11 protein-coding genes are annotated in these 19,600 nt (G+C 77.2%); 8 read left to right on the top strand and 3 right to left on the bottom strand.

What is annotated here, in order from left to right:
• Positions 1 to 50: 50 nt before the first annotated feature.
• The 8 genes from LG396_RS27790 (at position 51) to LG396_RS27755 (ending at position 15,575) form a co-directional block, all read left to right on the top strand.
• Entirely contained in the window at positions 51 to 4,304 is a 4,254-nt protein-coding gene (locus tag LG396_RS27790; RefSeq protein ID WP_225796939.1) for an FHA domain-containing protein, read from the top strand.
• Positions 4,305 to 4,831: 527 nt separating this feature from the next.
• Complete coding sequence (locus tag LG396_RS27785) at positions 4,832 to 6,208, top strand: ABC transporter substrate-binding protein (protein ID WP_225796863.1); 1,377 nt, start codon at positions 4,832 to 4,834, stop codon at positions 6,206 to 6,208.
• Positions 6,209 to 6,230: 22 nt separating this feature from the next.
• Entirely contained in the window at positions 6,231 to 7,637 is a 1,407-nt protein-coding gene (locus LG396_RS27780) for a carbohydrate ABC transporter permease (protein ID WP_018854432.1), read from the top strand.
• Positions 7,634 to 8,557 (top strand): carbohydrate ABC transporter permease, encoded by a 924-nt coding sequence (locus LG396_RS27775; protein WP_018840476.1) that lies wholly within the window; start codon positions 7,634 to 7,636, stop codon positions 8,555 to 8,557. The genes LG396_RS27780 and LG396_RS27775 overlap by 4 nt, the downstream gene beginning before the upstream one ends.
• A gap of 173 nt (positions 8,558 to 8,730) precedes the next feature.
• Positions 8,731 to 10,992 (top strand): bifunctional glycosyltransferase/CDP-glycerol:glycerophosphate glycerophosphotransferase, encoded by a 2,262-nt coding sequence (locus LG396_RS27770; protein ID WP_225796862.1) that lies wholly within the window; start codon positions 8,731 to 8,733, stop codon positions 10,990 to 10,992.
• Positions 10,993 to 11,003: 11 nt separating this feature from the next.
• Positions 11,004 to 12,929, top strand: coding sequence for a stealth family protein (locus LG396_RS27765; RefSeq protein WP_225796861.1), 1,926 nt, complete (start codon positions 11,004 to 11,006; stop codon positions 12,927 to 12,929).
• A gap of 7 nt (positions 12,930 to 12,936) precedes the next feature.
• Positions 12,937 to 13,932, top strand: coding sequence for an FkbM family methyltransferase (locus LG396_RS27760; protein ID WP_225796860.1), 996 nt, complete (start codon positions 12,937 to 12,939; stop codon positions 13,930 to 13,932).
• Positions 13,929 to 15,575, top strand: a complete 1,647-nt coding sequence (locus tag LG396_RS27755; RefSeq protein ID WP_225796859.1) for an oligosaccharide flippase family protein — start codon at positions 13,929 to 13,931, stop codon at positions 15,573 to 15,575. Before LG396_RS27760 ends, LG396_RS27755 begins: the two co-directional genes overlap by 4 nt.
• A 155-nt stretch (positions 15,576 to 15,730) precedes the next feature.
• Here LG396_RS27755 and LG396_RS39430 read toward each other — a convergent pair whose 3' ends face one another.
• From LG396_RS39430 to LG396_RS27740, 3 genes are read right to left on the bottom strand one after another with little or no spacing between them, the layout of a single operon-like run.
• The gene (locus LG396_RS39430) at positions 15,731 to 16,939 is read right to left on the bottom strand and encodes a glycosyltransferase (RefSeq protein ID WP_308190135.1); all 1,209 of its coding nucleotides are present in this window, start codon (positions 16,937 to 16,939) and stop codon (positions 15,731 to 15,733) included.
• Entirely contained in the window at positions 16,936 to 18,543 is a 1,608-nt protein-coding gene (locus tag LG396_RS27745; RefSeq protein ID WP_225796858.1) for a hypothetical protein, read from the bottom strand. Before LG396_RS27745 ends, LG396_RS39430 begins: the two co-directional genes overlap by 4 nt.
• On the bottom strand, positions 18,540 to 19,598 hold the full coding sequence (locus LG396_RS27740; RefSeq protein ID WP_225796945.1) for a hypothetical protein: 1,059 nt from the start codon (positions 19,596 to 19,598) through the stop codon (positions 18,540 to 18,542). Before LG396_RS27740 ends, LG396_RS27745 begins: the two co-directional genes overlap by 4 nt.
• Positions 19,599 to 19,600 lie beyond the last annotated feature (2 nt).

Genomic DNA, 19,600 nt, shown 5'->3' with positions numbered 1-19,600 from the left:
GACCGCGGCCCTCGAATCGGCCCTGCCCAGGGAAGGGAGCGGTGACCGGCATGCAGATCCGGCTGACCGTCCAGGCGACGCGCGGCGGCGCGGTCGCCCGCGGCCGCGATGTGATCGTCACCGCACCTGCCGGCACGGCACTGGGCGCCGTCGCCGGCGGCCTCCTCGACGCCGCGGCGGCCGCCGCGAGCGGCGGCGGGAGCACCGCGGGCGGCACGGGCGGCGGCGCGGGCGTCGCGGTGTACGCGGGCCGGCGGCTCCTCGACCCGGACCGCACCCTCCTCGGCGAACCCCCGCTGGTCGACGGCGCCGTCCTGAGCCTCGGCGGCCCCGCAGACCCGGGCCACGGCCCGGGTCCGGAGGCGGACGCGACGGCGGTCACGAGCCTGCGGGTGGTGGCCGGCCCCGACGCGGGCGGGGTCCACCTGCTGCACGGCGGCCAGATCCGGATCGGCAGATCGGCGGAGGCGGATGTCCCCCTGGACGACCCGGACGTCTCGCGCCTGCACTGCACGCTGACGGTCGCGCCGGACGGCGCCATCACGGTGGCGGACCTGGGCTCGACGAACGGCACGACGGTCGACGGCACCCCGGTGGGCACGGACCCGGTGCCGCTGCGGGCGGACGCGGTGCTGCGGGTGGGGGAGTCCGCGCTGCGGATCGCCGCGCCGGCGGAACGCGGGGCCGGGGGCGCGGGGGCGGAGGAGCACGGGAGCGCGGGGTACGGGAGCGCGGACGCCGGGCACGGCGGGGGGCCCAGCGCGTCGTCCGGGTCAGGGCGTACGCGCGCGGGCGGAGCGGACGGAGCGGAGCCCGGCGCGGAGTCGGGGTCGGCGGAGCACAGCCGGGTCCCCGAGCAGCGCCGGCCGCAGGAGGAGCCGGGCAGGACGACGAGCGGCCTGGGCACCGGCTGGCCGGCGGGCGGCGGCCCGGAGCACGGAGGCGGCGCCGCCGACGGGGCGGACGGCGGCGCGCGGGGCGCGGAGCCCGGCGGCGCGGGCGGGGAGCCCGGCCGCGGTGGCGGGTCCGGCAGCGGTCGCCCGGGCCTGAGGGGGGCGGCCCGCGGGTACGCCGGTGGGCCCGGTGCGCACGGCGGCGGGGGATCCCGCGACGCCGGCGGCGCGCGGGCCGGGCGCGGCCCCGCCCCGGCGCCACCCGGGTACGGCGAGGACCACGGCGCCCCCGGGCGGAGCGCCCCCGCCGCGGCCACGGAATCGGGGTACGGCGACGGGCACATGCCCACCGGGCGGGGCGGACGCCCCGCGGCGGCCGACCCGCGGTACGGCGAGGCGCAGAGCGGGCCCCCGGCCGCGGATCCCGGACACGGCGCCGGGCGGGACGCGGAGCCCGGTGCCGGGCGGGGCCCGGAGCCCGGCGCCGGGCGTGAGCGCGGCCGCGCGGGCGCCGAAGGGGCGCGCGGACCCGGCGACTCCGCGCCGCGCAGGGGCGGCACGCCCACGCGGGGCACGGTCGTGCCGCCGGAGCTGCGGTCCCGCGGCGGTGCCGCGGGGGCCGCGTCCGTAGCGCCGCCGGCTTCGCCGCGGCGCGGGATCCGGGCGTGGGCGCGCCGGCTCGGTGGCCGGGAGGACGGGCTGGGAGCGGCAGCTCCCTCCCCGGCCACGACGGCCCGCGCCCTCCCCGCCGGCACCGCGCGGACCGACCTGCACGAGCGCTACCCGGACGCCGCCGCCCTCCTGCTCGCGGCCCTGGCCAGCGAAGCGGCGTACCGCCCGGGTTTCCTCCACGCCGCGGGCGGCATTCCGGCGGACCACTCCGGGCATCCGGGCGGCACGGTGTCCCAAGGCGACCCGGGCGGACTCCCGCATCCCGGCGCCGGCGGTCACGCGCCCGCCCGGTCCGGCGACACCGCACATCCCGGCGCGACCGGCGCCGCGGACGGCTCCCGCCGTCCCGGCACCCAGGCACGCGACTCCGCCCCGCCCAGCGGCACCGGCGGCCGCGGCCTCGTCTTCCACCGCGGGAGTGCGCACGCCGACGCGCTCGTGGTGCGGCTGGGAACCGAGTTCCGGGGCGGGGGCGGCACCGCTCCCCTGACCGTCGACCTGCGCCGGGCCGGGTCCCTCGCGCTCGCCGGGCCGCGGAGCAGGCTCGCCGGGCTCGCACGGTCCGTCGTGGCCCAACTCGCCGCGCTGCACGGGCCCGACGCCCTCGAAATCGTGCTGATCTCCGCAGACCCGACCCGGTCGCACGAGGCGCGCGTCGAGGACTGGGCGTGGGCCGGCTGGCTCCCGCACGTGCGGCCGCGGCTGGGCCAGGACTGCCGGCTGCTGGTCGCGTACGACCGGGAGCAGGCGGCCGCGCGCGTGGGCGAGTTGCAGCGGCGGCTGGAGCAGCCGGTGCCGGGGACGCGCAGCGTGGTCGTCGTCGACGGCGATCCGGGCACGGCCGCCGTCCGCGACGCCGTCGCCCGGCTCGCCGAGCGCGGGCCCGCCGCGGGCGTGCACGTCGTCTGCCTCGCCGAGACCGCACCCGCCACCCCCGCCTCGCCGTTGACAGCGACCTACGCCGCGGCCGGCGCGGCGGCGCCCGGCTTCGCCGCCTGCGGCGCGGTGGGGCTGCTCAGCGGCGACGTGGGCACCGGCCTGCGCCTCCTCCAGCGCCCGGCGGCGGCGCCGGGCAGCGGCACCACGGGGCCGGGCGCCCCCGGCGCCTCGGCGCCGCCCGCCCCGGCGGAGCAGCCCGCGGCGGAGCAGCCCGCGGCCGGGGCGTACGACGCCGGCCGCGACCACGGCGACGCCTCCTCCCCCGCGACCGCCTACGGCACCGGCCGCGCCCGCATGCGCGGCGACGGCTTCGCGGCGCCTGCCGAACCCGCCGCGGCCGGCGCCTGGTTCGAGGCCGCCGCCTCCGGTCAGGGCTCCGCGGCGCCGGCCGGCACGGTCGACGCGGTGTCGGCGGCGTGGGCGGAGCGGCTGGCCCGCGCGCTGGCCCCGTACGGCGAGCGCGACGACGCCGACGGCGCCCACCCCGCCCGCCGCGGCACCCTCCCGGGCGCCGTGCGCCTCCTCGACGAGCTGGACCTCGCCCGCGCCACCCCCACCGCGCTCACCGCCCGCTGGCTGGAGTCCCGGGCCGGCGCCCCGCGCGTGGCCGCGGTGCTCGGCGAGGGCCCCGCCGGGCGGCTCATGGCCGACCTCGGCGCCGGGCCGCTGGCGGTCGAGGGCGCCCCGCGCGGCGGCAAGTCGGAGCTGCTGCGCTCGTTCGCCGCCGCGCTGGCGGCCGGGGAGCCGCCGGAGCGGCTGCAGTTGGTGCTGGTCGACGGCGCCGGGCGGGAGCGCGGCGACGCGCTCGGCGCGGCGGCGGACCTGCCGCACGTCTCGGGGTATCTGGTGGCCTCCGACCCGGTGCGGATGCGGGAGTTCGCGCAGGAGCTGGGGGCGGAGTTCAAGCGCCGCGCGGCGCTGTACGCCCCGGAGGGCGAGCCGGCGCCGCAGGGCCCGGCGATCCCGGGCCCGCGGTCGGCGGGCGAGCCGCGGCCGGGCGGCGCGGCGGACATACAGGCCCCGCAGAGCAACACACTGCGCCTGCGCCCCCGGTCGGCGCCCGAGGAGGCGCCGGGCGCGGCAGGCGGTACGGGAACACCGGCCGGAACCGGTGCGGGGGCCGGCCCGGGTGCCTCCCCCGGCCCGGAGGGCGCCGCCGGCAGCCGCGAGGCGACCCCGCCCCGCGGCACCCGGACGTCCGCACCGCCGCACCGCCCGGGCGCCGCAGCCGCGTACGGCACACCGGCGCCCGGCGCCCCCGCTGCCGCCACCGCTCACGCCGGGCGGCGGCAGACCCCGCCCGCCGTCGTGGTGCTCGTCGACGACTACGACGCCCTCGTCGCCCCCGCCCTCGGCAGCCGCGCGCGCCCGGCCGCCGGGTCGGTCGTCCGCGTCGTGGAGGCCATCGCACGCGACGGCGGCCCGCTCGGCATACATCTGGTCACCGCCTCCGCGCAGCCCGAGGCGACCGCCGGCACCGCCGCCGTCTCCGGCGCCGCGCACCACGTCGTGCTCGGCGGCGAGGACATGCCGCCCGGGCGCGGGCTGCTCTGCGCCGCCGGGGCGGAGCCCGTGCCGCTCCAGGCGGCCCGGGTCACCGGCCGCATCCCCCGTACGGCGACCGCGCGGCCGACCGTCGTCCCGCTGGAGTGGGCCCGCATGGGCTCGCCCCCGACGAGCCGCCCCCTGCGCGAACTCGGCAACGGGCCCACGGACCTCGCCCTCCTCGCCAGCGCCCTCCAGCGCGCCGCGGGCTCGCCCGCCGCCCAGCCGGACGACACCCGCACCCCGTCCCCGTAGGACCCGCGGCCCCGCCCCCGGCCGGCCCGCCGCGTCTGCGCCGCGGCCGCGCGGTGGCCACGTACGCCTCTCGCACGCTTCGTGCGCGCCCGTCCGCGCACGCTCCTGCCCTCAACGCCCCACTCGCACCATCCGCCCCACCCGTCCCCCCAGCAACAATCTGCTACCCCAGGTGTCTCCGCCGTCAACCCACCGCAACCAGCCTCCCTCCAACGGCCGAACTCTCCCGTCACGCCCCACGACCGCACCCACTTCTCTTCAAGTCGCCCCCCACCAGCGGTTTCTGCGCCTTTCCCCACCTCCGGCCCGCCCGGGCCCGCCTTCACCTCCCGAACGCTCCCTGTCACGGACGGATCACGAAACGGCCGCTTACGAGGATTGCGCAGAAGGCGCTATTGCGGGGCTGCCGGTCCGGGCGTAGGACATACTCCACAGCAATTCGCACCGGTACACGGCACAGACCTTGCGGGGCAGGTTTGTGCCGGCACGGGACACCCCATCTGCCCCGCGTTCCTGGGGAGGCTGGGATGCGCAGTTCGCTGCAGACACTGCAGCACGTGAGAGTCGTGCGGGCCGCGGTGGCGATCGTCGCCGCAGGCGCCCTCGCCGTGACCGCCGCCGGGTGCGGCGACGACGGCGATGACGACAACGGCGGCGGGAACACGGACAAGTCCGGTTCGAGCGTCAAGCTGCCTAAGCTGGACGGTGAGTCACTGCGCGTCGGCGCCGTGTGGACGGGGCCGGAGCAGAAGAACTTCGAGGCGGTCCTCGACGTCTTCGAAGAGCAGACCGGCGCCACGGTGGAGTACGTGCCCACCGGCGACAACGTCGCGTCCTTCGTCCGTACCCAGGTCGCCGGCGGCAAGCCGCCGGACGTCGTGTTCGCGCCGCAGGTGGGCGTGTTGCAGGAGTTCGTCAAGGAGGGCTGGGCGAAGCCCCTGAACGCCGCCGCGAAGAAGGAGCTGGGCAAGAACTTCTCGCAGGGCTGGCAGGACCTGGGCGCGGTGGACGGCGAGCAGTACGGCGTGTACTGCAAGGCGGCCAACAAGTCCCTGGTCTGGTACAACACCACGGCCTTCGAGAACGCGGGCGCCCAGGAGCCGGAGGACTGGCAGGGCTTCATGGACACCGCGCAGCTCGTCTCCGACTCCGGCGTGCCGCCGGTGGCGGTCGGCGGCGCGGACGGCTGGACGCTCACGGACTGGTTCGAGAACATCTACCTCTCGCAGGCCGGGCCGGAGAACTACGACAAGCTCGCCGCGCACGAGATCCCGTGGACCGACAAGTCGGTGACGGACGCGCTGACCACCCTCGGCGAGCTGTTCGGCGACGACAACCTGGTCGCGGGCGGCAAGCAGAAGGCCACGAAGATGGCGTTCCCGGACTCGGCGATCGCCCCCTTCGCCGACCTGGAGAACCCGAAGGCCGCCATGGTCTTCGAGGCCGACTTCGTCGGCGCGTTCGTCAACGAGACGGACGCGAAGGTCGGCGAGGACGCGAAGATCTTCCCGTTCCCGGCGGTCGGCCCGGACAAGCCGGTGGTCACCGGCGGCGACGCGGCCGTGTCCCTGACCGGTTCGAAGGGCGCGCAGGCGCTGCTGACGTTCCTGTCGTCCACCGAGGCGGCCGAGACGTGGGCGGAGCCGGGCGGCTTCATCTCGCCGAACAAGAACATGGACGCGGCCGCGTACCCGAACGACGTGCAGCGCGAGATCGCGCAGGCGCTCGTCGACGCCGGGGACGACTTCCGCTTCGACATGTCCGACCAGGCGCCCGCCGACTTCGGCGGCACCGCGGGCAAGGGCGAGTGGAAGGCGCTGCAGGACTTCCTGGCCGATCCGAAGGACGTCGAGGGCGCGCAGCAGGCCCTCGAGAAGGCCGCGGCCGCGGCGTACAAGAGCTGACGGACGGAGCAGGGAGACCCTGATGTCGACCTCGTCGGCGGGGGGTGCGGCGGACTCCGCCGCACCCTCCCCCCTCGCACCGCCGGGCCGCACGTCACCAGAGAAGAACGCGTCACAGGAGAAGAAGCAGAGCAAGCCGCCCAGGTCGGTCGTACGGACCAAGAGCTGGATCACGGTGGCGTTCCTGCTGCCGGCGCTGGTCCTGCTCGGGGCGCTGGTCCTGTACCCGATCGGGTACTCGGTCTGGCGCAGCCTCTTCGACGTCTCCGGCGACGAGTTCATCGGCCTGGACAACTACACCGAGCTGTTCAGCGACGACCGCATCCGCACCGCGCTGCGCAACAACCTGATCTGGGTCCTCGTCGCGCCCGCGATCTGCACGGCGCTGGGCCTGATCTTCGCCGTCCTCACCGAGAAGGTGCGGTGGGGCACGGCGTTCAAGATGGTCGTCTTCATGCCGATGGCCATCTCGATGCTGGCGGCGGGCGTCATCTTCAGCCTCGTCTACCAGAACGAGCCGGAGCGCGGCGCCGCGAACGCGGCGTGGACGACCATCCACGACACGTTCAGCGACCCCGCGCCCTGGCCGGGCGCCCGCCCGCGCCCCAACGGCGATCTGAAGGGCCCCGACAAGGGCCCGTACACCTCCGATGCCACGGTCAGCGCCGGGCGGACGGCGCTGCTGCCGCTGGTCGCGGTGAAGCCGCAGGACGCGGAGGGCGAGCAGCCGGCCGCCGAGCCGAAGGCGGGCGGCGACGGCGTCAACGGCACCGTGTGGCTGGACTTCAAGCCCGGCGGCGGCGAGCCCGACGTCGTCGACAGCGGCGAGAAGGCGCTGAAGGACATCAAGGTCGAGGCGGTCAAGGACGGCAAGGTCGTCGCCTCGGCCACGACGGCGTCCGACGGTACGTTCACCCTGCCCGCCGCGGCGGACGGGGCGCAGCTCCGGCTGCCCGCCTCGAACTTCGCGGAGGCGTACGGCGGCGTCGACTGGCTCGGTCCCTCGCTGGTGACGCCGGCGGTGATCGCGGCGTACGTGTGGATGTGGGCCGGGTTCGCGATGGTGCTGATCGCCGCGGGTCTGGCGTCGGTGCCTCGGGAGCTGATGGAGGCGGCGCGGGTCGACGGCGCGAACGAGTGGCAGGTGTTCCGGCGCATCACGGTGCCGGTGCTGGCGCCCGTACTCGCCGTCGTGCTCGTCACGTTGATGATCAACGTGCTGAAAATCTTCGACCTCGTCTACATCATCGTGCCGAGCGCCCGGCTGGAGGACGGCAACGTGCTCGCCGTCGAGCTGTTCCAGCAGGCGTTCGCCGGCACCGAGCCCGACCTGGGCGTGGGCAGCGCGATCTCCGTCGTACTGCTGCTCCTGGTCATCCCCGTGATGATCTTCAATATCCGCCGCCTGCGAAAGGAGTCCGGCCGATGACCACCGCAGCAGCGGCGGAGACCGCACCGAAGCCGGAACCGCGGGAGGCGAAGAGCGAGGCCCCGGCGAAGGAGTCGGTCGCCTCCCGCATCGGGCGGTACGCGGGCGGCGGCGCGGTCCGGGCGTTCCTGGTGATCGTGGCCTTCCTGTGGCTGACGCCGACGGTGGGGCTGCTGCTGTCGTCGTTCCGCGACCCGGCGGACATCGCGACGACCGGCTGGTGGAAGGTCTTCGGCGATCCGGGGCAGCTCACCACGGACACGTACGACGCGCTCTTCGGCAACGACGACGTGATGGGCGCGCTGCCGACGACGATCTGGATCACCGTGCCGTCCACGGTGCTGGTGGTCGTCATCGGCGCGCTGGCGGGCTATGCGTTCGCGTGGATGGACTTCCCCGGCCGGGACTGGGTGTTCCTCGCGGTGGTGGGCCTGCTGGTGGTGCCGGTGCAGGTGGCGCTGATCCCGATCGCGTCGCTGTACCGGGATCTGAACCTGTTCCACACGATCACGGGCGTGGTGCTCTTCCATACCGCGTTCGGGCTGCCGTTCGCCATCTTCCTGTTGCGGAACTTCTTCGCGGAGATCCCGCGGGAGCTGCTGGAGGCGGCGCGTATCGACGGGGCGAGCGAGATGCGGCTCTTCTTCCGCGTCGTGATGCCCCTGGGCGGGCCCGCGATCGCGGCGCTGAGCATCTTCCAGTTCCTGTGGGTGTGGAACGACATGCTGGTGGCCCTGGTCTTCGCCGACCCGGGCAAGCCGCCGCTGACGGTGGCGGTGCAGCAGCAGACGCGGCAGTTCGACAGCAACATCGAGCTGATCGCGTCCGGCGCGTTCATCTCGATGATCATCCCGCTGATCGTCTTCTTCGCCTTCCAGCGGCAGTTCGTCTCGGGTGTGATGGCGGGCGCCGTGAAGTAGGGAATGCGGCAGGTACGGACACACTGACGCGGTACGGCCGTCCGGGTGGATCACCCGGGCGGCCGTACTGTCGTACGGCCGGGTGCGCGGCGCCGCCGTTACGGTGGCGGATACCAGAAATAAGGACATTCCGACCAGCGGACTGTCCTTCCGCCGCCGCCCGCCCCTCGGATGTGTCCGTGCCCCGGTTCAGCGTCATCGTCCCCGCGTACAGGGTCCAGGCGTATCTCGACGAGTGCCTGGAGTCCGTGCTCGCGCAGTCCTTCACGGACGTGGAGGTCATCGCGGTCGACGACTGCTCCCCCGATTTCTGCGGCGAGATCATCGACGGCGCCGCCGCCCGCGACCCGCGGCTGACCGCCGTCCACCTGACCGCCAACGTCGGCCTCGGCCGCGCCCGCAACGCCGGCCTGGAGCGCGCCACCGGCGACTACGTCCTCTTCCTCGACGGCGACGACACCCTCGTCCCCGGCGCGCTCCAGGCGATCGCCGACCGGCTCGCGGCCACCGCGGACCCGGACGTCCTGGTCTACGACTACGCCCGCACCTACTGGGACGGCCGGCACGCCCGCAACGTACGGGCCGACCTGCTCGCCGAGCGCGAGCCGCGGGTCTTCCGGCTGGCGGAGCGGCCGGAGCTGCTGCGGCTGCTGATGGTGGTGTGGAACAAGGCGTACCGGCGGGACTTCGTCGCCGCCCAGGGCCTCAGCTTCCCGCCGGGGTACTACGAGGACACCCCGTGGACGTACCCCGCGCTGCTGTCCGCGGAGCGGGTCGCGGTGCTGGACCGGGTGTGCGTGCACTACCGGCAGCGGCGGTCCGGCAACATCCTCGGCACGCCGGGCGAGCAGCACCTCGACGTCTTCGAGCAGTACGACCGGGTGTTCGCGTTCCTCGCCGCGCGGCGGCTGGACGGGTGGCGGCCGGTGCTGTTCGTGCGGATGGTGGACCACCTGACCACGATCTTCAACAAGAGCGGGCGGGTGCCGCGGCACAAGCGGGCGGAGTTCTTCCGGCGGGCGCGGGCGCAGTACGCGCGGTACGGGGGCGGTGTACGGGCCGTACGGGCCGGGCCCGGGCTGCGGGCCCGGACGCGGCACCTGCTCGTACGGTTCGGCTCCCGGCGGGCGTTCCACCTGCTCGGCGCCACCGGCCGCCTCCTCTCCCGCACCCGCGACCTCGCCGGCCGCGCCGCACGCCGCGCCCGCGCCGGCTGCGGCCGGCTCTACTACCGCATCCAACTGCGCCTGCCGCTCGACCCGCACCTGGCGGTCTTCGCCGCGTACTGGTACCGCGGCTACTCCTGCAACCCCGCGGCCCTCGAAGCCAAGGCCAGGGAGCTGGTGCCCGGCCTGGCAACCGCGTGGATCGCCCACCCCGGCCACGCGCACACCGTGCCGCCGGGCGTACGGGTGCTGCACCCCGGCTCGCGCGCCTGCCACCGCGCCCTGGCGCGCGCCACGTACCTCGTCAACAACGTCAACTTCCCGCAGTACGTGGTCAAGCGCCGCGGCCAGGTCCACGTGCAGACCCACCACGGCACGCCGCTGAAGAAGATGGGCCTGGACCTCGCCGACCACCCGGCGGGCGCGGCGGGCATGGACTTCGCGGCGCTCATGGCCCGCGTCGACCGCTGGGACTACAGCCTCTCCGCCAACCGCCACTCCACCCTGGCCTGGAGCCGCGCCTACCCGGCCGACCACACCACCCTGGAGTACGGCTACCCGCGCAACGACGTCCTCGCCGGCGCGCCCCTCGCGCGCTCCGCGCGCGCCGAACTGCGCGCCCGGCTCGGCATCCCCGAGGGCGCCACCGCCGTCCTGTACGCGCCCACCCACCGCGACTACCTGCCCGGCCACGTCCCCCCGCTCGACCTCGGCGCCCTCGCCCATGCGCTGCGCGCACACGGCGCGCACGTCGTGCTGCTCGCCCGCGCGCACTACTTCCACGACGCGGCGCCCGCCGGCGCCCCGCCCGCCGGCGTGCTCGACGTCACCGCGCACCCGTCGCTCGACGAGTTGTGCCTCGCCTCCGACGCGCTGCTCACGGACTACTCGTCGGTGATGTTCGACTACGCCCTGCTCGGCCGCCCGATCGTGGTCCACGCCGCCGACTGGGAGGCGTACCGGCTCGCGCGCGGCACGTACTTCGACATCACCGCGGAGCCGCCCGGCCTCGTCTGCCGCAGCGCGGACGAGATCGCCGGCGCGCTGGCGGCGGGCGCCCACGCCGCCCCCGCCGCCGCGGCGCTGCTCGCGCGGTTCCGGCAGCGCTTCTGCCCGTACGACGACGGGCACGCCGCGGAGCGCGTCGTCCGCCACGTGTTCCTGGGCGAGGCCGGCCGGCCGCCGGTGCCGGGGCCCGGGGAGGTGGCGCGGGGTGTCCCCGGGGTGCTGCCGCGGCCGACGGGAAGCGCGGTGGCGCACAGCGAATGACGGAGGTACGGATGACACAGACCCGCGGCACGCGACCCGCCGCCGCGCCCCCGGCACCCCCCGCCGCAGGAGCCGGCCGCCCCCGCCCCGGACCGGCGCAGCCCGGCCCGTACCCGGCGCACCCCCCGCACCCCCCGTACGCCGCGGAGGCCAACGGGGCGCAGCCCGGGCAGCCGTGGCTCGTGCGCCGCTACCGGCGCGCGGTGCCGCGGCGCGTGCGCCGGCTCGTCGTCGCCGTCGCCACCCCCGCCGCCCGCCACCGGGTGCAGCGCGCGCTCGGCGCCGTCTCCCGGCGGGTGCCAGAGCCGGGGCAGCGCTCGGTGCTGCGCGAGCTGCGCGCCACCGGCCAACTCGACAGACCAGACCGCCGGGTCGTCCACCACCGCGGCCAGACCCGGCTGGCCGCCGTGCTCGACGCCCCCACGCCGCTGCACGCCCGCAACGAGAACCTGCGCCTGGTCACCGGCGCCCTCGACGCGGCGGGCGTCGAGCACTTCGCCGTCCGCGGCTACGGCAACGTCTCCACCGCCGTCGCCGTCCCCGCCTCCCTCCGCGCCCGCGCCGTCGCCGCGCTCACCGCCCTGTGCGCGGAGCACCCCGGCTACGTCTGCCTCCCCGACCGCCGCAGGCGCCCCGAGCGCCGGGTGCGTTCCGCGGCCGAGCCCGCCGCGTGGGAGGCGCTCGCCGGGGCGGCCGTCGTCCGGTTCGCCTGCTACTACGCCGACCGCGGCGGGCACACGCTGCTGGGCCCGGGCTACGGCTGCGACGTGGAGTTCTGGGCGGAGGAACCGGACGAGGAGAGCGGCCCGGACGACGCGGAAGAGGGCCGCGGCCGGCTGGTGGCGCCCCGGTTCAACCGCGCCGTCGAGTCCGTGCCGCGCGACGGCGCGCATGTCACCGCGCCCGGGCACCTCTTCACCCGCTTCGTCCTCGCCGACTCCCTCGGCCGCGCCCCCGAGGTCCGCACCCGCCCCGAGATGACCGTCCCGCTCCCCGACGACCTGCCCTTCCCCGTCGACGCCGTCTACACGTGGGTCGACGGGGACGACCCCGCGTGGCGCCGCCGCCGCGCCGCCGCGGGCGGTGTCCCGTACCACGCCGAGGCCGCGAACGACGCCCGCTACCTCAACCGCGACGAGCTTCGCTACTCGCTCCGTTCACTGCACCTGTACGCCCCCTGGATCCGGCACGTCCACCTCGTCACCGACGACCAGGCCCCCGACTGGCTCGACACCGCCCACCCCCGCCTCACGGTCATCGACCACCGCGACGTCTTCGCCGACCCGGGCGTCCTGCCCACGTTCAACTCCCACGCCATCGAGAGCCAACTGCACCACATCGACGGCCTCGCCGAGCACTTCCTCTACTTCAACGACGACGTCTTCCTCGGCGCCCCGCTGCTGCCCGACCGCTTCTTCCTGCCCAGCGGCATCACCCGCTACTTCCCGTCCCGCGCGCTGCTGCCCTCCGGGCCGCCGGCCCCCGGCGACGTACCGGTGTCGATCGCGGGAAAGAACAACAGAGCGCTGCTCCAGCAGAGGTTCGGCACGTACGTCACACAGAAGATGAAGCACACGCCGCACGCCCTGCGCCGCAGCACCCTGGCCGAGATCGAGGAGCGCTTCCCCGACCGGCACCGGCAGACCGCGGCGAGCCGCTTCCGCAGCGCCACGGACCTGAGCATCCCGTCCGCGTTCCACCACTACTACGCCGCCTTCACCGGCCGCGCGGTCCCCGGGCAGATCCCGTACGACTACTTCGACCTCGCCCACCCGGACCTCGCCGCCCGCCTGGCGCGGCTGCTGCGCCGCCGCGACCGGAACGTCTTCTGCCTCAACGACACGCTCTCCGGCGCGGGCGACCTGGCCGGGCAGGTGGCGCTCGTACGGCCGTTCCTGGAGGCGTACTTCCCCCATCCCAGCCCGTTCGAGAGGTGAGCAGGCCATGCCCCTGGCCGTCCGCACGCCGGTGAACCCGGCAGCGCCGCCCGGCACCGGCGCGTACCCCCGCGCGCTCAACGTGCTCAGCCGCAAGGAGACCGCGGTCCAGCGCCAGCTGCGCCGCGCGGGCCTCGCCGGCTACGAGCCGCTGACGCAGGCGGCGCTGCTGGCGCTCGCCCAGCAGGCTCCGCCGCACGCGGCGGTCTACGACATCGGCGCCCACATCGGGCTGTACGCGGCCCTCGTCGACCTCGTCCACGGCGCCAAACGGCTCCAGACCGTCGCCTTCGAGCCGACCCCGCGCACCGCGGAGCTGTGCCGCGGCCTGCGCGACGGCAACGGACTGCGCTTCGACGTACGGCAGCTGGCGCTCTCGGACCGCAGCCGCACGGCGGAGCTGTACCTGTCGCTGAAGGCGGAGAGCTCCAACTCCCTCAACGCCGCGCACCGCGCGCACACCGAGTCGGTGCGGGTACCTGTCGGCACGGTCGACGAGTTCGCGGAGCGGCACGGGCACGCGCCGTACCTGATCAAGATCGACGTCGAGACGCACGAGCCCGAAGTCCTCGCGGGCGCGCGCCGGGTGCTGCGCGAGCACCGCCCGTGGATCGTCTGCGAGGTGCTGCCCGGCACGGACGCGGCCGCGATGGCGGCGGTGCTCGCGGAGCTGACGGCACTGGGGTACGGGCTGCACCTCATCCACCCGGAGACGCCGTGGCATACGCACGACGCGAAGAGCTACGGGCCGCACGTCCAGGGGCAGTGCCGCGACTGGCTGTTCGCACCGCAGCCGCTGACGGACGACTTCTACGCCGCGCAGCGGCAGTGGCTCCGGGCGGTGCTGGCGTGCGGCAAGGAGGAGAACGTCCTGGTGCCGCCGGGCGAGCCGTTCCCCCGCGGGTGGAACGCACCGCACGAGGCGGCCGGGGCACCGCCGCGGCCGCGCCGGGTGCCGGTGGGGCGGCTGCCGCGGATGTGGCGCCAGGCGGTGGGACGGTGACCGGGGCCGCCGCCGGCGGAGCGGGCCGGACGGGGCGGGCGGCCGGGTCCACGTCCGGCGGCTGGCAGTTCGCGGGCGCCGCGTTCGGGCTGCTGCTCCAGCTCTGCTGCCTCGCCTACGCCGCCCGCCACGTCTCCCCCGCGGCCCTCGGCGCGTACGCGGTGGCGCTGACCGCCGTCCACCTCCTCGCCCACCTCGCCGCCACCGGCGCCGCCGCCTGTCTGCACCGCCCCGGGACGCCGACGCGGCCCACCGCGCACGCCGCGCTCCGGCTCGCCGGGATCACCGGGTTCACCGGCTTCGCCGTCGCGCAACTCGCCGCGCCGCTGCCCGCCCTGCTCCTGCACACCCCCGACACCACACCCCTCCTCCGCCTCCTCGCCTGCGCCTTCCTCTGCCACCCCGCCGCCGAGGCCGCGGTCATCGCGCTCCGCCGCGCCGGCCGCGCCCGCGCCGCCGTACTGGCGGACACCGGCGGGCAGGCGGCCGGCGCCGCGACCGGCATCCTGCTGCTCACCGCGGACGCCGACCCCCTCGGCCTGGCCGCCATGCTGCCGGTCGCCGCCGCCGTGACACTCGGCGCCGCGGCGCTGCTCCTGTCCCGTACGCCGCTGCCGGACGGCCCCGCGGTGCAGGCCGCGGCGCTGATCCGCGCCCCGCGGTTCACGACCTGGTTCGGGCTGCTGCGGCTGGTCGTCGCTGGCGCCCCGCTGTGGGCGGTCTGCGGGCTGCTCGGTCCCGGCGCGGCGGCGGTGTTCTCGCGGGCCGCGGTGCTGTGCGAGGTACCGGTGGCGGTGTACGGCAGGGTGCTGAGCCGGGCGACGGGCTGGGGCGGGGGCGCGCACGGAGGGCTCGGCCGGGACCTGCGCCTGGACACGGGGCAGGGCGACGTCACCGGCCCCGGCGCAGGCGCTGGGACGCGCGCAGGCACCGGACGCCGGCCGGGGCGCCCTCACCGCGTCGGCGCGCCCACCGCCCGCCTCGCCGTCACCGCCGCCTCCGCCGCCGCCTTCGCCGTGTTCGGCGCCGCCGCCGGTGCCGGGCCCGCCGCGCTCGCCCTGCTCCTCGGCCCGGGCTGGGAGTCCGCCGCGGCGCTCGTGCCGTGGCTCTGCGCCGCCGCGGCGCTGCAACTCGTCTACGCCGCCGGCTGCTCCCTCGACCTCGCCCGCGGCCGGCGCCGCGAACTCCTCGGTACGCACCTGGTCGTGCTCCTCACCACCGCCGCCGCCCTCGCCGCCGTCCTCCCGTGGCGCGGCTCGGGCCCCGCCCTGCCGCTGCTGGCCTGCGCCGCTGCCGCCGGGCCCGCCGCGGGGCACGCGCTGCAACTGGCGCGGTGGGGGCGGTGCGGGCTGGTGCGGGTACGGGAGGTGCTGCGGGCGCACGCGGTGCACGCCGGCATCGGGGCGGCGGCCGGGGCCCTGGCGGCGCTGGCCGGATCCACGGCGGCGGAGCCGGGTCCCGCGCTGCTCTACGGTCTGCTGGCGCTCGCGCCCGTCGCGCTGCTGTGCGCGGCGCTGCACCGGCAGTTGCCGCTCTCCGCGGCGCTGTCCGGCCACCACGCGACCCCGGCGCCGCCCCCGCGCCCCCGGACGTCGACCCGCACCCCGGCACCCCGCGGCCAGGCGGGCGCCCCGGTCCCGTAACGGCACCGCGGCACGTATCGGACACGGCGGCAGGGGCGTTGTTGCTCGGATCGGCGGCAGGGGACGGCGCGTACCGGGAGGCGCCGTCCCGCGGCCCCGCCGGGCCCGAGGGCCGTACGGTCCCGGGCCCCCGGATCCGCCCGCTCGGCCGCGTCCTAACCGTCCGGCCCGCCCCCGCGGTGCCGCGACGCGCGCCCGGCCCGTACCGCCACCGGCACCGCGGCCAGCTCCGCGCACAGCTCCTCCCACCGCCGCGTCACGCCGTCCGCCGCGAACCGCCCCGTCCCCGCGAGGGCGCCCGCCCCCAGCCGGTGCAGCAGCTCCGCGTCCGGCGCCATCAGCCGGGCCATCGCGCCCGCCAGCGCCGCCACGTCGTCCGGCGGCACCAGCAGGCCGTCCACCCCGTCCCGTACGACGTCCGCCGCCCCGCCGGCGACGTCGTGCGCCACCGCGGGGACGCCCGCCGCGTACGCCTCCAGCACCTCGGCGCTCCCCTGCGGCAGCACCGCGAAGCCCGCCTTCGCCCACTCCGCCGCCATCGACGGGCTCGGGCCCAGCAGCTCCACCCGCTCGTACAGCCCCAGTTCCGCCACCCGTCGGCGCAACCGCGGCAGCTCCGGGCCGTCCCCGAAGATCCGCAGCCGCCAGCCGGAGCCGTCCGGGGCGGCCGCCGCGAACGCCGCGATCGCCTGGTCCGCCCGCGTCAGCGGGCCGGCCAGCACCGCGGTCCGCGTCGTACGCGACGACCGCGGCCGGAAGCCGTCCGGCGCCGGGTACGGGATCGCCGCCAGCCGCGGCGCCGCCGGGCCCGCCGCCGGGTCCCGCGCCGCCGCGCCCAGCGCCGCCGCCAGCCGCCGGCGCGCGCTCTCCGTCCGTACCACCACCGCATCGCACTCCCCCACCCGCGCCGGCGGCGCCCCCTCGCCCGCACCGTGCTCCTCGTGGATCCGCACCACCTCCGCCGGGGCGTGGTCCGCGGCGGCACCCGGCAGCGCGGGCGAGGCCGTGACGAGGACGTCGGCGTCGAGGGTGCGCAGGGCGAGGGCGAGTTCGGTGTCGGCGAGCGCGTCGAAGTCCGGGTCCAGGTCCGGGTCGACGAGCGCGCTGGGTACGGCGGCGAGCTGCTGCCGGGCGCGGTCGGTGAGGGCGGTCGGCCGCAGCGGTACGGGGACGGGGCCGGTGCGGTCGACGAGGTGGCGCAGCCGGACGCGGTCGTCGAGACCGGGCGGGGGCCGGTCTCGGGTGCGGAAGACGCTGACGACCTCGACGTCGTGGCGGGCGGCGAGGTGGCCGGCCCGGGTGCGGACGGCGTGAGCGAGGCCGCCCGGCTCGTCGGCGCGGGTGACCAGGAAGACGATCCTCACGCCCGCACGCCCTCCCTGCGCGCCCCCGCGCGCTCGTAGGGCGACGGCACCGGGAAGTACCCCTCCAGAAACGCCTGTACGCCCCGCGGAAGTTTGCCGTCGAGGCAGAGGCAGAAGACGTCGGTGTCGCGGCCGGCGAACAGTCTGTCGAGCCGCCGCGGCTCGTGGCCGCCCGCGGAGTCGACGTGCAGCGGACCCGTACGGCGCCGGGCGTGGAGCGCGCGGCCGAGGAACACGTCGTCGGCGAGGGGCAGGACGTGCGCGGAGAGGCCGTCGAGGGGGTGGCGCCGGTCGACGACGGTGAGGCCGGGGCGGTCGGTGTCCAGCCAGGGCGGCGGGGTCTCGGCGACGACGTAGGTGTGGCCGATCCAGGGCGCGAACATCGCCAGGGAGCGGAGCGAGTAGCGCAGCGCGGGGCCGGTGCTGGTGTAGACGGCTTCCGCGGGCGGGCGGGGCTCGGTGACGAACTCGCGCAGCGTGGGGAACGCGCGGTCGTCCACGTAGAGCACGGCGGTCGGCGTCAGCGACGGCAGGGTGACGCCGAGCGCGGTGGGGGCGCACGGGGCGGCGTACGCGCCGCCGCGGTGGGGGCGGTGCCAGAACTCGATGTCGCAGCCGTGCTCGGGGCCGTAGCGGAGGGTGCGGCCGGAGGTGAGGTACGGGCGGTGGACGCGCAGCGCGGGCGGTTCGCCCGCGGCGGTGAGCAGTTCGGCGGGGAGGGCGGGGGCGTCGCTGTGGCGGGGCGCGACGTAGACGGCCTGGCCGGGATACGCGCCGGCGAGCGCGCGGCAAGTGCGCGAGCGCAGGCCGGCGTCGACGGCGAGGCGGTGGCGGGGGGCGGTGCCCGCAGCGGGGGCGCCATCGGCAGCGCCGTCGCGAAGGTCGTCGGCGTCGGGAGCCTCGCGCAGCAGGATGTACGGCACGTCCGCTGCCTCCAGCGCGTCCGCGGCGAGGCGGAGGTTGGCGGCGTACGCGTCGGCGGCGAGCAGGTCGTCGCGTACCTCGGCCACCTGCCCCGCGGCCCGGACGAGTCGCGCGGCCCCGCTCCCCCCGGCCCGTACGGCCTCCTCCCACCGCCGCAGCTCCGCCGCCGGGGGCACCGGATGCGGTGGCGGGGTGCGGGACGGGAGGCCGGGGGCGAGGGCGGCGCGGTGGAAGGCGGCGCGGTCGGCGCGGTCGCGCTGGCGGCGGGGTTCGTCGGCGCGGAGGGCGGCCAGCTCGGTCAGGAGGGCGTGCCAGCGGTCGGCGGCGTGCGCGCCGTCGGGGACGACCGCGATCCGCGGCGCCGCCGGGCCCAACTCCGCCTCGTACGCCGCGCGGTCGGCCTCCGCCGGTACGACGAGCGCGTCCAGCTCCGGGGCGCCGGGCGGCGGCGGGCGGCCGGGGCCGGGGGCCCGGTGGACGGTGAGGGTGCGGGCGGGGGCGAGGGCGCAGACGGCGGGTACGTGGCCGGGGTCCGCGGTGACGAGCACGTCGGCGTCGAGCGTGCGCAGGGCGGCGGGGTCAGGACCGGCGAGGAACTCCACGTCGTGCCGCGAAGCGAGGCCCCGTACGGCGCCGTCCTGTGCCGCGGCGGCCGGAACCCCCAGGAACGTGATCCTCACCGCGCCTCCCCCACGACCTCGGTGACGACGACCAGCCGCCCGGCGGCGGTGTAGCGCGGGGCGACCCGCAGGACGTCGCCGGAGTCGGCGATGAGCAAACGGTTCGGCAACCGGTGTACGCGCCCGGGGTCGACGACGTCGCCGAGCAGCCGCCCCACCGGCACCGCGCACCCCCAGGCCCGTACGCGCAGATCCCAGGTCCGCTCCCCGCCCCACTCCGCCAGCCGCGCCAACTCCCAGCCCCCCAGCACCGCGACGAACCGCCCGTCCCGGCAGCCCGCCACCCGCAGCGCACACGCCGCCCCGCGCCCCACCAGCTCGCACGCGAACTCCCCGCCGGGTGCGGGTCCGGAGGACCCGGGGGACGCCTCCTCGGCGGCCCGGCCGGAACGCCGGCGCGCGGGCGGGTCGCCCGGCCGCCGCTGCGCCGCCGGTGCCCCGGGGCCCACGACCCGCCCGTGGATCGCCAGTTCCGTCCAGCCCAACGCCACCCTGTCCACTTCCGCGTGCGGCGGCAGCCGGTCCGCCCGCAGCGCCGCGACGCCCCCCTCCCGCGGCGGCGCGACGGTGATGCGCCAGCCGTCCGGGTGCGGCGGATCGAGCCGGGTGGGCCCGCCGGAAGCGCCCGCGGCGGCGCCGGCGCGGTGTTCCGCGACCGCCCCGTGTGCCACCGCGCCCGGCGCCCTCAGCCCGTACTCCTCGCGCCCCCGCCGGCCCTCCAGCGCCACCGCCACGCCCAACTCCCGCACCTCGCCCTCCCCGACGGCGATCACCTCGAGCCCGTGCCCCGCCGCCGCGCTCTTCCGGCGCTCCGGCCCGGGCCACCGCCCCCGCCACCCGCGTGCCCCGCCGGTCCCTCCCGCCACCGGCTCCACCACGTACGTGCCGAACGCCCGCTCCCCCGCCGCCTGAAGCCGCAGCGCCCGGTCCCCGACCCGCAGCCACGCGCCGGACCGGCGCGCCCCGCCCTCCGGCAGCCGCACGCACACGTTCAGCGTCCGCCCGTCCAGCACCGTCAGGTGCTCGGCGTCCAGGAACCCGACCACCGCCGTCACCC

Source organism: Streptomyces aculeolatus (assembly GCF_020400605.1).
Taxonomy (GTDB): Bacteria; Actinomycetota; Actinomycetes; order Streptomycetales; family Streptomycetaceae; genus Streptomyces; species Streptomyces aculeolatus.
The sequence above is the reverse complement of the archived record's forward strand: the minus strand, read 5'-3'. Positions and strand labels throughout refer to the sequence as shown.

Coding starts and splice junctions, on each gene's coding strand:
- LG396_RS27790 (WP_225796939.1), top strand. CDS start 51: ATGCAGATCCGGCTGACCGTCCAGGCGACGCGCGGCGGCGCGGTCGCC.
- LG396_RS27785 (WP_225796863.1), top strand. CDS start 4,832: ATGCGCAGTTCGCTGCAGACACTGCAGCACGTGAGAGTCGTGCGGGCC.
- LG396_RS27780 (WP_018854432.1), top strand. CDS start 6,231: ATGTCGACCTCGTCGGCGGGGGGTGCGGCGGACTCCGCCGCACCCTCC.
- LG396_RS27775 (WP_018840476.1), top strand. CDS start 7,634: ATGACCACCGCAGCAGCGGCGGAGACCGCACCGAAGCCGGAACCGCGG.
- LG396_RS27765 (WP_225796861.1), top strand. CDS start 11,004: ATGACACAGACCCGCGGCACGCGACCCGCCGCCGCGCCCCCGGCACCC.
- LG396_RS27760 (WP_225796860.1), top strand. CDS start 12,937: ATGCCCCTGGCCGTCCGCACGCCGGTGAACCCGGCAGCGCCGCCCGGC.